Genomic DNA, 13,240 nt, shown 5'->3' with positions numbered 1-13,240 from the left:
CTCTTGCCTCTTACCTGCTCCCTACTCCCTACTCCCTACTCCCTACTCCCTACTCCCTACTCCCTTTTCAATTCCTTAATCCGATCACAAAGAGTGCGATCGCGTTTTTCTAGCTCAGCATTTGTTTTCAAATAATCCTGGAGCCAATCACAACTATAAGTTAGGACTTGATCAAGATCATCGGGGACTTGATCCAGATTCCACAAAATCACGTTACTATCAGCACTAGCGGAGGCTAGGATTTTCCCATCTTGGCTGAAAGCGATTCCCTCTACCTCATCCTGATGTGCGGTGAGGGTAGTCAGCAAGTTACCATTGTGATCCCAAAGTTTCACCGTCTTGTCAGCACTGGCAGACGCGATCATTGTGCTATTGGGTCTAAAGGTCACTCCCGTAATCCGGTCACTGTGTCCTGTCAGGGTATGTCGCAGTTTTGGTTTGGTCAGATTCTTTTCTTGAGTGTCCCCTTCCCAAACTTTGACTGTCTTATCCTCACTACCGGAAGCAATGAACTTACCATCAGGGCTAATTGCTACTGTTTTCACCTCATCCTCATGGCCTGTGAGAGTATAGAAACTATTGCTCCAGCATTCCGGTAGTAAATTGCTGTTTTGAGTTGGTTTTGCAAGCCCTGTACAGGTACTATCCCGCTGCCACAGTTTAATGGTTTTATCTTCAGACGCTGAAGCTATCATCTTACCATTGGGACTGAACGCTACTCCCTCCACCTCATTGCTATGACCTTCTAGGGTGGTTAGCAAGCTACCATCCCGCTGCCAGAGTTTAATGGTTTTATCTTCAGACGCCGAAGCAATTATCTGACCATCGGGACTGAATGCTACTCCCTCAACCCCAGCGGAATGATTATTTAGGGTAGCTAAGAAGGTACCATGTTTATCCCAGAGTTTCACTTTCTTGTCACTACTTGCCGAAGCAATAATGTCACCATCGGGACTGAATGCTACTCCATTAACTATAGCGCTATGATTATCTCGGGTAAGTTTTAAGGTGCCGTCTGGTTGCCAGAGTTTGACAGTTTTGTCGCTACTTCCTGAAGCAATTGTCTGACCATCGGGGCTGAATGCTACTGCCCTTACCCCATTCCAATGACCACTAAGGGTTGTGTACAAAGTACTGTTTTGTTTCCACAGCTTAATGGTACTGTCCTCACTCGCCGAAGCAATTATCTTACCATCAGGACTGAAGGCGATTCCCTCGACCTCATCCCGATGACCTTCTAGGATAGTGAGCAACCTGCCCTCTTTTGTCCAGAGTTTAATGGTATTATCCTCACTAGCTGAGGCAATTAGCTTACCATCGGGACTAAAAGCAACTCCATAAACTTCGTCCCGATGTCCTGTTAAGGTTTTAAGCAACTTGCCCTGTATAGTCCAGAGTTTGACAGTGTTGTCTTCAGAGGCAGAAGCTATCATCTCACCATCGGGGCTAAACGCTACTCCTTCAACTCCACTCCCATGGCCTATAAAGGTTCTAAGCAACCTGCCCTCTTTAGTCCAGAGTTTGACAGTATTGTCTTCAGAGGCGGAAGCTATCATCTCACCATCGGGGCTAAACGCTATTCCTTCAACTCCTGCACTATGCCCTATCAGGAGTTTATGTAACTTGCCCTCAATAGTCAAAAGTTTGACAGTGTTGTCTTCACTAGCGGAGGCGATTAGCTTACCATCCCGGCTGAAGGCTACTGCTTCAAACCCAGCATTATGGTTAGTGAAGGTGTTTAGCAGAGTGCCGTCCCGCTGCCAAAGTTTGACAGTCTTGTCGGCACTAGCCGAGGCAATCATCTCACCATCCGGGCTAAACGCCACTCCCTTTACTTGGGAGCCATGGCCTTCTAGGGTGTTTAACAGAGTGCCGTCCCGCTGCCAGAGTTTGACGGTCTTGTCACCACTAGCCGAGGCAATCATCTCACCATCTGGGCTAAAAACCAGGTCGTAAACCGCAGCCCGATGTCCTGAGAAGCGATTGTACTCCTTAATCTCATAAATGATTCGCCAGAGCATTTTCTCAACTTCTTGAGTCTGGGTATTTGCCTTTGCCCCAGCTACGTGTTGCAGTTTCTTCCAAGCCTTGATAGCGTAGATCAAGGCATCCAACTTGTGATTGGAAGCATAGAACGCTTCAGAAGATTTTGCGATCGCATTAATTTCGTTAATGACAGCTTTTTCGTACTCCTGGAAAGCGATCAGCCCTAAACTAGCGGACACTAGAAATCCTGTGCTCACTGTAGCGAGCAGCAGCTTTTGCAGTCGGGAAATTTCTTTCTCTTTGGTCAATTGTATTTCCACTGCTTTAGTTCGTGCGGCTTCAGCCCGTTGAGCCTCCCGTTTATCCAAGGCTTGGCTAGCGGATAAGAACTGATAATCTTGGTCACTCAGGCTACGGGCATCTGCCCAAGCTAAGGCATCGAGTAAGGCTTGACCTCGCAATAGTCTCGATTCATCCTGACAATCACCATTGAACCAAGCTCTAAGACTTGTGTTATAGGGACGAAGATTTGATAGTTGCTTGCTGACCCAATCACAGTTGAAAACAGTAGCATAAATGGGGTTGCGGACTCTAACCTTGCCGTGACTCTTGACCACTAATCCCGACAGTAGCAATTCCATTTGTTCCCAACTGTCATCTGCTGCTACTGCTCCGAGTTGCAGAATTTGCTGATAAAGTCCTAATAACCGCCCAGCCCGTTGCTCATAGCTGAGAATGCGATCGCGTATAGTCTTCAGATGCTCTGGTTCATCTTGGACTTCCCAATTCTCGATAATTCGCCTACCCACAAGGTACTCAATCGATGTGGGATTGACAGTACACCTCTTGCCAAAGTAGTTTTTTGATACTGTTTTTGATACCGTTTGGGTGAATTCTTCTCCACTGTTCCCTGTTGCGGGATCCGAAGTTCCCTCTTCTGAAAGAAGTCTAGTACAATGCTCTATATCCTCTAGAATCAGCTGACATAGCTTTTGAGTCAGTAAAGGCTGTCCTCCCGTAAACGCCAGGATTTCCCTAAGTAAGGCTTTGGGATTGCTAACCCTTCCGTTAAAACCTAACGCTAGGGGTTTGGCTTCTTCCAGAGTAAATCCACATAACTCAATCCCCCGTCCGATATTAAAGGGAGTCCGTTGCTTATCTACGATCAAATCCGTGGGAGTGGCTACCCCTAACAAAACAAAACTGAGGCGTTGGTAGGCTTGGTTTTCTGTGCGCTTGTTGTAACAGGCTCGGATTAGGGCAAAAAAATCTTCAATCGGGAACGATAAACCCAGAATGCTATCGATTTCATCAATAAAGATCACCAAATTTCCCTCAACCTCTGCCAGTAGAACCTCCTCAATAAAATCACTAAGACGCTTCACTGGGGATAGATAAGAGCGTGAGCGCCACCAAGCCCGTAAATTGACCTGGAGGTTGAAGCTGCTCACCAGACAGCGCAAGATACTTGCATACCACTGGTCTGCTGTCAAATCTTGGGTACCAATTTCTGTCAAATCAACGATCCCACAGTGGATGCCTATTGCTTGTAATCGCTGAGTAGTTTGCACCCTCAAAGAAGACTTACCCATTTGCCTGGAGGTAAGGACATAGCAAAATTCCCCCGCTACCAGAGCCTGATACAAATCCTGATCTGCTCTACGGTGCACATAGCAGAGGGTATCAGGGGGTAAACTCCCGCCAACTTGATAGTTGTGGTTTTTCATAATTTCCAGGCATCCATGGGTTTTACCCCAGGTAAGTACTAAAGTACTGACGATACAAATCACAACTAGGCACAGCTCCCTGTTTGTGGAGTTGTACTAATCCTAAACTTTGCAACTTAAAGGCTAGCTTTTGCTCTAATTCCACTGGCTGGGATGACATCACTACGTTTCGATAGGCTGGAACCAGTTGTGGATAGTGTTGTAGATTCCACCATTGTCGTCGAAGGTCATCATGATAAATTCCCGATTCGCTTGCTGCTGAATTCAATAACTCCTCAAAGGTAACGTCACCGCGCCTAAGATGATATAACGCTACCCTTAAAAGACAAGGATTTCCTCCTACTTTAGCCATAATTAATGATACGTGATTGAAGCTCGAATCATCACTCCCCCAATCGATTCCGTGGCGACGGGCTAATTCTTGCACTTGGGCGTTAGTAAACTCTGGCAATTCAATAGATAATCCCACATTAAAGGGGGATTGGTGGATATGTAAGGTAATATAAACGTCCGTAGAATGTATAATAATTAAGCGCAATTTTTGCCAAATTGTGCTACCGGTTACACCGTATTTGGCTTTCTCATACCAAGCTCGCAACAAACCCAAAAAATCCGTGGCAATGGCAGGGTAATTAAACAACAGGTTGACCTCATCTAATGCCAATACCATCGGTGTATCTATTTCTTTTAATAGATAATTCTCGAAGTAATCTGTGGTATTGCCACTGCTGCCAAAGATATCATCCCAATAATCAGTCAGTTTATTTGGTAATTCTAGGCTACGAGTGACTGTGGCACAGAACCATTGTAAAAATCGTTCTAAATCGGTGAAGACATTGGCATCGGCTTGCTGCAAGCTTAGAGCAACTGTGCGGAAGCCAGATGCTCTAGCATGATCGAGAACCCTCACCATCAGCGAGGTTTTACCCATCTGTCTAGGGGCTTTAATTCGGATTAATGCCCCTGGCTGCAACACTGTTTCGTAACATAGAGAGTCATTGGGGGGACGCTCGATATAAAATGAGGAATTCAGAGGCACCACACCTCTAGGCAATTCCATCTCTGTAGGTAATTCCAGGTCGAGCTCTCCCAACTCCTCAAGCTCGACCTCTCGTAATCGCTCCCTGATCACAGAACGAATGTTACTTTTTGTGATCTTCTCTCCAAAAACCTCTGACAGGATATGCCACAACCGGGAGCCAACCACCCGAATGTAATCGGCGTCGTAACCAGAACTGTCAGCAATCTCTTGATAAGTTTGTCCTGACCAACATTGGCGTAGCACCAGTTCTTGAACAGCGTTTAAGCGTTCGGGTTTGATGACCGTATCTACCATCGCCAATGCTTCTTCAACACTCATTACTTTTTATTATGTAATTGATTAGAATTATTTATTACTTTTTCTCACAGACAAAGCCACATTGCCGATTTACCTTAAGGATAGGGATCGCAAATCGTCCTTTAGGGTTAACGCCAAGCCAGCGATCAGCTATTGATCGCTGGCTACCTACTTCAAGGGGGATCAGCTTCCCTAGTCAACCAGGCTTACGCAATTAAGCCATCTAAAAACTACCTATATGGGTTAAAGGGTAACAGTTAAAACTACCTCGTAATTGTGGGCATCCAAGAATAGGGCATGGGATTTACCCCTACTCCATGCTCTATTTTGTTTTCCCTGGTTAACTAATGGTTAACTAAGATGTTCCATCACTGATCCACGTTACTGTTCCACGGTGGCTAGCGTTCTATTGAAGTTGGGTTTTCGACAGTTGACCGTTGCTTGTTTATCGTCCACATTCAGTCCACATTCAACAGTCCCACCTCTGATTTAAACGGTATAACCGCAACTTAGGATGATGCCAAACATGGTTATTGATTTGCTGAGTAAAACCATCAGGAAGGATGTTCATCGTTAACAACCATTAACAAAATTGAGCTTAAAGAATATGGCAAAACGTTTACTATACCACAGCTTTTGCCTTTCCGGTTTCCTTTTTGGCTCAATTATCAATGAGTAACTCAATTGAGCTAATTCAGGGTGATAGAGAAAATAGGTGTTCGCTAGAAGTAACAATGATCAGCAAGATCAGCAACCTGTAGAAAGGTTTCAGGATTGTACCTTTAATGACCTCCTGATTCCCTGGCTCAACCGAGATAGTTTTAGGAGACGGTTGAGGCAAGTAATCCAGAGGTCAAAGCGGTATAAGGGTTATCGATTCGCCGTCTTATTGGTGGGTTTGGAACGTTTCAAAGTCATTCAGTTTAGTATGGGACGGCAAGTGGGAGCAAAATTGCTAAAGGCTTTTGATTCTCGCTTGACTTATGCCCTGAATTCTACCGTTAACTATACCATTTACTATACCGTTAACTATACTGTTAACTATACCGTTAACTATACAGTGGCGCGGTGGTCCGAAGATGAATTAGCGGTCTTGCTCGAAGACATTAACGATGTCAGTGAAGCTACCTTGGTAGCAGAACAGATTTGCGCTAGCCTGCGGACGCCTTTTTCGATTGATGACCATGAGATCTTGTTGAGTGCCAATATTGGAATTGCTAGCAATGACAGGGATGATTACCAAGCCTCTGCTCTTCTTGACAACGCCAGTCTAGCTCTTTATCGAGCCAAAATGGAGAGTAACACTGGCTATCAGCTGTTTACCCCTGCCATGCGCACCCGGAGTGTAGAGCGGTTGCAGTTAGAAGATAGTTTACGCTTGGGTATTAAGCGCCAAGAATTGCGGCTTTATTACCAGCCAATTGTGTCTCTTGAAACCCATAAGCTGGCTGGCTTTGAGGCACTGGTGCGCTGGGAGCATCCCGAACGGGGACTGCTGTTACCAGCAGAATTTATTCCGGTGGCAGAAGAAACAAAGCTGATTGTGCCACTGGGTTGGTGGGTACTACGGGAGGCTTGCCAACAAATGTGCCAGTGGCAACAACAGTTTCCCCACTATCGGGATTTAACCATCAGTGTTAACGTCTCTAGCTTACAATTATCCCAACCGGATCTAATCGGTAAAATCGACACAATTTTGTGGGATTCTGGTCTCGATGCCAAGAGTTTGAAACTGGAGATTACAGAAAGTATACTACTGGAAACCACTGCAGTAGTTCTGTTGGAGAAACTCAAACAGCGACAGATTCAGTTGTGCATTGATGATTTTGGGACTGGCTATTCTGGCTTCAGTTACTTGCCAAATTTTCCCATAGATATATTAAAAATTGACCGCTCTTTTGTCAAAGGTATGAGTGATAATCACAAACATGAGAAAATTTTGCGGTGGATGGTAAAGTTGGCAAACGACTTCGGCATACATGTAGTGGCAGAGGGAGTGGAAACCGAAAAGCAATTGGGACAGCTTTGTGATTGGCGTTGTCAATATGGACAGGGGTATTGGTTTTCTAAACCTTTAAATGCCCAAGCTACTGAAGCCTGGTTAGAAGCTCTAAGTGTGGGGAGATGGGGAGATAGGGAGATGAAGAAATGGGAATCGGGAATCGGGAATCGGGAATCGGGAATTGGGAATCGGGAACTTAGGATCAAGGAAGATTAGAACAACAGAGGATTTCTTGGTGTGAGGAGAAATCAGGATTGGGTTTGATGATCGACTGCGTGTTTGAGATACTTATAAGGTACATTCAATTTTCCCATAGGCCACTCCCGACTCCCGACTCCCGACTCCCGACTCCCGACTCCCGACTCCGAAGTCCCTACTCCCTACTCCCGAATGATTCCCACAGCCGAACGATACTGGCTCACAAATGCCTATGTACCATTTTGTCTACTGGAAAACAGCAACGTTTGCGATCGCAACGAGCAGGGTTTGTGCTTAGTTGATATTGAAATTAATCAGGGAGCCATTGCTGCGATAGTGCCAAAGGCGATTGTTCCCAAAGGGCAGCAAAAGGCTAAACTCGAAAAGGGCCGCTACGGGAATGCAAACAGTGTTGAAGCTAGCACAGATACCAGTAACATACCTAGTCACATCCCCAGTATAAATCTCAAGCAAGGACAAGTATGGCCGTGTTTTCTAGATATACACACCCATCTGGATAAAGGTCATATCTGGGAACGCTCTCCCAATCCTGATGGTACTTTTAATAGTGCCTGTCTGACCGGAGATGCTGATGCCGAAACCTATTGGCAACGGTCAGATTTATATCGGCGCATGGAATTTGGACTCAAATGTAGCTATGCTCATGGCACTAAAGCTATCCGCACCCACATTGACTGGGTTGGAGAACAAAGTGCGATTAGCCTAGGCGTTTTCCAAACCCTCCAGAAGGAATGGCTTGACAGAATTACCCTACAAGCGGTGTCTCTAGTTACTTTAGATTACTATCAAACTCCCGCCGCTGCCATTACCTTAGCCGACACAATTGCTGAACTCGGAGGCATACTTGGGGGGGTAGCCTATACCAACCAAGATCTGGATGCTCAACTCGATACTGTTTTCTCTTTAGCTAAGGAGAGAAACCTCAACCTAGATTTCCATGCTGATGAAAACGGTAATCCCGATTCCCATTGCTTACGACAGATTGCCAAAGCTGCTATTCGTCATCAGTTTACCGGAAAAATTATTTGTGGTCACTGTTGCAGTTTAGCAGTGCAACCCTTAGAGGAAGTTGCGGAAACTCTCAAGTTAGTCAAAGCCGCAGGAATTGCTATTGTTAGCTTACCCATGTGCAATCTTTATCTACAGGATCGACAGGCTAACTGTACACCCTCTTGGCGGGGAGTCACCAGGCTACATGAAATTAAACAACAGGGTATTCCGGTAACCTTGGCTAGTGATAATTGTCGAGACCCCTTTTATGGATTTGGGGATCATGATGTATTAGAAGTCTTTACCCAAGCCGTACGGATTGCCCATTTAGATATGCCCATCGGTGATTGGCCTTGTGCCGTAACCAAGACAGCGGCTGATTTAATGGATTTACCCGAGATGGGTAGGATTGGGGTGGGACTCCCAGCAGATTTGATTGTGTTTAAGGGACGCCATTTCAGTGAACTTTTGTCCCGTCCCCAGCATGACCGAATTATCTTGCGTCAGGGTAAGCCAATAGATACTACGTTGCCGGATTATGCTGAGTTGGATGATTTATAGGGCAGGGACTTCGGAGCAGGGAGCAGGGAGCAGGCAAGAGGCAAGAGGCAAGAGGCAAGAGGCAAGAGGAACCCACCCCTAACCCCTCCCAGGAGGGGAAGGCAAGAGGCAAGAGGCAAGAGGCAAGAGGGCAAAAATAATGTGTACCTCATATATATGATACCAAATTCGGTTATTATAGGTTACTTACCTAAATCATCAAATCAAGTCTAGGCAAAGACTTTGATGGTTTTTAATATAATCTTATTAAACCGGATTTATAGCGTTTTTCCTAGCTATGAGGTACACATACTTTTTGCCTCTTCCCTCTTCTGACTTCCCACTTCCGACTTTCCTATTCTCTGCTCCCTGCTCCCTGCTCCCTGTTTCCTAAAACCCAGGACTTTTTTCGTTACCCAATTTAGAACTGCTATATACCAGTTTTAAACAATTCCTTAGCCCATATCCGATTTTTATCTGAAAAAGCTGGTACTGGCTCTTGATCATAATCGAGTTGGTAATCATAACCCCCTCGTTCATAAACACTATTAATTATACCTTGTAAATCCACTATCGGTTCAGAATCTTCTGGACGTAATGGTAGAGAAAAAACTGGTAGTTGCTCTGGGAGATTACAACTATATAACTCGGCTCGTGGGCGACGCTCCTCTCGACTAACTAAAACCCGATAATCGCTATCAATAGTGTTATCTAATAGTGGCATTGGTTTCCAGGATCTGAGCAAATCGATCTCCACTAAATTGGTCAAGCTTCCTAACACCCGTTGGCGTTTTTTCAGGTAAGTTTCTCTCCCTTCACCAGAGCGCTTATTAACTGGAGATAAAACTTCGATAGCGGTTACCACAGCACCGGTAGTCATATCTCTTACTTCCAAATATCCTTGTTTGATTTCTTCAGGCATAGGAACTATTACTGTTACTGGTTTTGTGGTTGGTGGCGCAACAGCAACGTTAGAGGTGGGAGAATCTTCAGTATTGGGTTGACGTTTAACAGTAACATCAGGAATTCCAACTAATAAGACATCATCTTGGTTAGTTTTATTAACTTGATAAATGCGCTTTTCAATAGCTACTTTATACTTCGGACGTACCTGAGGAATTAAACACTCAGCAATTAAACTAATCAACCAATGATGTACTTCTGGCCATAAATCCGGATGCTCTAAATACGGATCCATACCGGGAAAGATTGACGGCATCCCTTAACCTCCCATCAGCTTTGTCTTCTAGGATAGCAGGTTAGTCGGTTGAACGCGATGGACTTCGTCCCGCTTTGCTGCGAAGCGCGTGGCCAATAGGCCAAGGTTAGCAGAAGGTTAGTCGCATGATTATAAGTTAACAAGTTTTTTTTTATATTTAATTAACAAATTACCGTCTTTGTTGAATTTAACCCCTCTGGCGGCAAATTCCCTATTCCTTACTATAGAGCTTTTCAAGCTATAATCGCCCAAGTTTTTGGGTTTTAGGGGACAGGGACTAAGGCCGTCCTGGGCCACGCTTACTGGCAGAGCCAGACCCTGGGCGAACGCGCCCCGCGTGGCCTACGGCCAAACGCCAACGGAGCTTCGGAGCACTGAATTCAGAAGAGGAAAGAGGTAAAAAATATGTGTACCTCATTAGGATAAAAAACGCTATAGCTATGGTTTTTACCTACTTTAAATTCTGCTGAATTTTCTGGCAACAGATCCGATTAAGGGATAGGATTTAGCAACCCGACATTGACAGTGGTAACAATAATATTCTAGTATTCTTCTTGGTCTGTCTACTAGGATAGCTATCTGCTAGCTTTCCACTTGTACTGCCTTACTGACTATGACTATCTCTGCCCAGTTTGAGCCCTTCGATCTCTACTTTCAGTTGAGAAATGAGTTTATGTTGTTACGAGCTCAAGATGATCAGCACCAGTTTGACTGATGACAACTTGTTGAGCTTTTAGATATCAAGTTGTTGAGGTGGCTCTTTGCCCATGAAAATCATGCCCTACTGAGAACCTAGTTTTTTTGAAATACCCTCTCAGGGACTCCTTACGTATCAGGTAAGGTAGTATGGGGAAGTAACACCACGCTACACAAGTAAAAATGATTGGGACATCTATGGAGTTTAACCTCTTTATCCTGACCGGCCTGAGGTGAATAAAAAAATAATCTCCATTCCTATTCGGCGATGAAAGCGATGAAAACTAAATCTCAAAAAATCCAATTTTACTCAGTAAACGATCTTAAGTCACTGTCCCAGTTAACCTGTATATCATCTGAAACCCGCTTAGCAATGCAAGCTGTTGCTAAAGTGCTACCTTTTCGAGCAAATAACTACATTGTTGAAGAACTTATTGATTGGAAAAATATACCAGATGATCCAATTTTTCGCTTAACGTTTCCCCAGCCAGACATGTTATCGTCAAGGGATTTGAATACCATGGTTCAACTCCTAAAAGACAATGCTCCAGAAAAACTCCTGCGACAAACTGCCAATGAAATTCGTCTTCGACTTAATCCCCATCCCGCAGGACAAAAGCAATACAACGTACCGTCGTTTGAAGGTGAACCTTTACAGGGAGTACAACACAAATATCAACAAACAGTTTTGATTTTTCCCACAGCAGGTCAACACTGCCATGCCTACTGTACATTCTGTTTCCGTTGGCCACAATTTGTCGGATTAGATGATCTTAAATTTGCGACTCGCGAATCGGGTCATTTTCAAGATTATCTACGAGAACACAAGGAAGTCACTGATGTATTGCTTACTGGTGGTGATCCGATGACCATGAAAGCACGACAGCTGGCTTTATATATCGAACCTTTATTAGAAGGGGAATTTGACCACATTCAAACTATTCGCATTGGAACCAAATCACTTTCTTACTGGCCCCATCGATATGTTACCGATGAAGATGCTGATGATTTGTTGCGCTTATTTGAAAAAGTAGTGCAACAGGGTAAGCATCTAGCAATCATGGCTCACTACGAACACTGGCGAGAACTAGATACACAAATCGCTCAAAAAGCAATCCAACGCATTCGAACAACGGGAGGGAAAATTCGCACCCAAGCTCCTGTTGTTCGCCACATCAATGATAGAGCCCATACCTGGGGGAAAATGTGGCAAATGCAGGTACGCTTAGGCTGTATTCCCTACTATATGTTTGTCGAACGACAAACAGGAGCTAAAGACTATTTTGAAATTCCTTTAGTTAAGGTTTGGGAAATTTATCGTCAAGCTATACAACAAGTATCGGGATTAGGGCGAACTGCTCGTGGTCCGGTAATGTCTGCCTTACCAGGAAAAGTCAAAATTGAAGGTATTAGCGAAATTCAAGGGGAGAAAGTGTTTGTTTTGTCTTTTTTACAAGCTCGTAACCCTGAGTGGTGCAATCGACCTTTCTTTGCCAGTTTTGATGCTGAAGCAACCTGGTTAGGAGATTTGAAGCCTGCTTTTGGTGAATCGAAATTTTTCTATGAAAGCGAGCTAGAAGAAATTTTGACCCGCAAGATGTTGTGAGGCGATTAACACAAGTCAGCTAGGGGCTTTAAGCGATCGCACCCACAACCTAACCAAAAGTGATCATTTATTCCATTTCATTGAGCTAAAGATTTTCAAAATGATTAAGCAAGAAGACGTTGTTATTATTCTCAAAGACGGGGAAAGTTTACAGTATAATCGCAAAGATTATCTTAATTTTCATCAGGAACTTTCCTCAAAAGACCGAGAAATTACGATCCTGTACCAAAATGAACCCGTTTTTGATGTTGTCGTTCCCAAAGGGGTGTTTAATCCCTACGGTGGAATTGCTGCTCAAGCGTTTATGAGTGGTATTTTGAGTGGTATTGTTGATGTCCAAGGAAAGCGGGTGCTAGATCTTGGATGCGGTGCGGGAGTAATTGGCTTTTGCTGTATTTTGAAACAGAGTCAAAAGGTCTTATTTTCCGATCTTCATCCCAACATCGGGGAAATTAACAATCATCCACTGATGCGAAGTCAAGATCAGGTGAAGGTGCAGGATTTATGTGCAGGAGAAGGGGAGGAAACCTACGATACTATATTTATGCCTTTTCCCAGTCGTTCAATCGAGCGCCCTATCGATCCTGAATCTTACGAAATGGGAATTTTAAGGAATGACGATCTGGTATTCAGAGCGATTAGTGACGTGGGCAAAGTATTAACACCATCAGGAGAATTTGTTTTCTTCTATCGCGTTTTCAATGACCAGTTTCCTTTGTATCTGGAAGTGACGTCTCACTTAGCTAAATACTTCGATTTGAGCACCCTTAAATTACTGTGGTATGTAGGAGAAGCTTCAGGACACGGTTTATTGTTGTCTGTTAAAAAATCTGCATAGTCTGACCTTAAGTAAATATTACGTAGGGTGCGTTAGGGGCGGACTTGCCCTTATTGTTACGCCAGGGTTGTGATAATC

General features: G+C 44.3%; 10 protein-coding genes. 5 read left to right on the top strand and 5 right to left on the bottom strand.

Annotated features, from left to right (window positions below; translation table 11 throughout):
• Nucleotides 1–56 precede the first annotated feature (56 nt).
• Together BJP34_RS24820 and BJP34_RS24815 are read right to left on the bottom strand one after the other, a co-directional pair.
• Nucleotides 57–3,713, bottom strand: a complete 3,657-nt coding sequence (locus tag BJP34_RS24820) for an AAA-like domain-containing protein (RefSeq protein WP_070396865.1) — start codon at nt 3,711–3,713, stop codon at nt 57–59.
• Between the two features lie 22 nt (nt 3,714–3,735).
• Nucleotides 3,736–5,073, bottom strand: coding sequence for an AAA-like domain-containing protein (locus tag BJP34_RS24815; protein WP_070394654.1), 1,338 nt, complete (start codon nt 5,071–5,073; stop codon nt 3,736–3,738).
• Nucleotides 5,074–5,767: 694 nt separating this feature from the next.
• Here BJP34_RS24815 and BJP34_RS24810 point away from each other — a divergent pair.
• Genes BJP34_RS24810 through BJP34_RS24805 form a run of 3 tightly spaced genes read left to right on the top strand, consistent with a single transcriptional unit; the run spans nt 5,768 to nt 8,824 of the window.
• Nucleotides 5,768–7,270: a putative bifunctional diguanylate cyclase/phosphodiesterase gene (locus BJP34_RS24810; protein ID WP_070394653.1), complete on the top strand. Its 1,503-nt coding sequence runs from the start codon at nt 5,768–5,770 to the stop codon at nt 7,268–7,270.
• A gap of 47 nt (nt 7,271–7,317) precedes the next feature.
• Entirely contained in the window at nt 7,318–7,554 is a 237-nt protein-coding gene (locus BJP34_RS44425; protein WP_158517457.1) for a hypothetical protein, read from the top strand.
• A complete protein-coding gene (locus tag BJP34_RS24805; protein ID WP_070394652.1) occupies nt 7,445–8,824 on the top strand; it encodes a cytosine deaminase in 1,380 nt (459 codons plus the stop codon). Before BJP34_RS44425 ends, BJP34_RS24805 begins: the two co-directional genes overlap by 110 nt.
• Here the strand turns inward: BJP34_RS24805 and BJP34_RS45780 are convergent.
• The 3 genes from BJP34_RS45780 to BJP34_RS44420 form a co-directional block, all read right to left on the bottom strand.
• Nucleotides 8,800–8,976 (bottom strand): hypothetical protein, encoded by a 177-nt coding sequence (locus tag BJP34_RS45780; RefSeq protein WP_168166522.1) that lies wholly within the window; start codon nt 8,974–8,976, stop codon nt 8,800–8,802. The two genes, BJP34_RS24805 and BJP34_RS45780, sit on opposite strands and share 25 nt — an antisense overlap.
• Nucleotides 8,977–9,233: 257 nt before the next feature.
• On the bottom strand, nt 9,234–10,022 hold the full coding sequence (locus BJP34_RS24800; protein ID WP_070394651.1) for a DUF4058 family protein: 789 nt from the start codon (nt 10,020–10,022) through the stop codon (nt 9,234–9,236).
• A 277-nt stretch (nt 10,023–10,299) separates the two neighbouring features.
• Nucleotides 10,300–10,440 carry a hypothetical protein gene (locus BJP34_RS44420; protein WP_158517456.1) on the bottom strand — a complete coding sequence of 47 codons (141 nt, stop codon included), beginning with the start codon at nt 10,438–10,440 and terminating at the stop codon, nt 10,300–10,302.
• A gap of 555 nt (nt 10,441–10,995) precedes the next feature.
• Here BJP34_RS44420 and BJP34_RS24795 point away from each other — a divergent pair.
• Both BJP34_RS24795 and BJP34_RS24790 read left to right on the top strand, forming a co-directional pair.
• On the top strand, nt 10,996–12,324 hold the full coding sequence (locus BJP34_RS24795) for a KamA family radical SAM protein (RefSeq protein ID WP_229424015.1): 1,329 nt from the start codon (nt 10,996–10,998) through the stop codon (nt 12,322–12,324).
• A gap of 100 nt (nt 12,325–12,424) precedes the next feature.
• Nucleotides 12,425–13,162 carry an METTL5 family protein gene (locus tag BJP34_RS24790; protein ID WP_070394649.1) on the top strand — a complete coding sequence of 246 codons (738 nt, stop codon included), beginning with the start codon at nt 12,425–12,427 and terminating at the stop codon, nt 13,160–13,162.
• The last annotated feature ends 78 nt before the right edge of the window (nt 13,163–13,240 follow it).

This window comes from Moorena producens PAL-8-15-08-1 (assembly GCF_001767235.1).
GTDB lineage: Bacteria > Cyanobacteriota > Cyanobacteriia > Cyanobacteriales > Coleofasciculaceae > Moorena > Moorena producens_A.
Note: the sequence above shows the minus strand (reverse complement) of the source record. Positions and strands in the feature narration are given on the sequence as shown.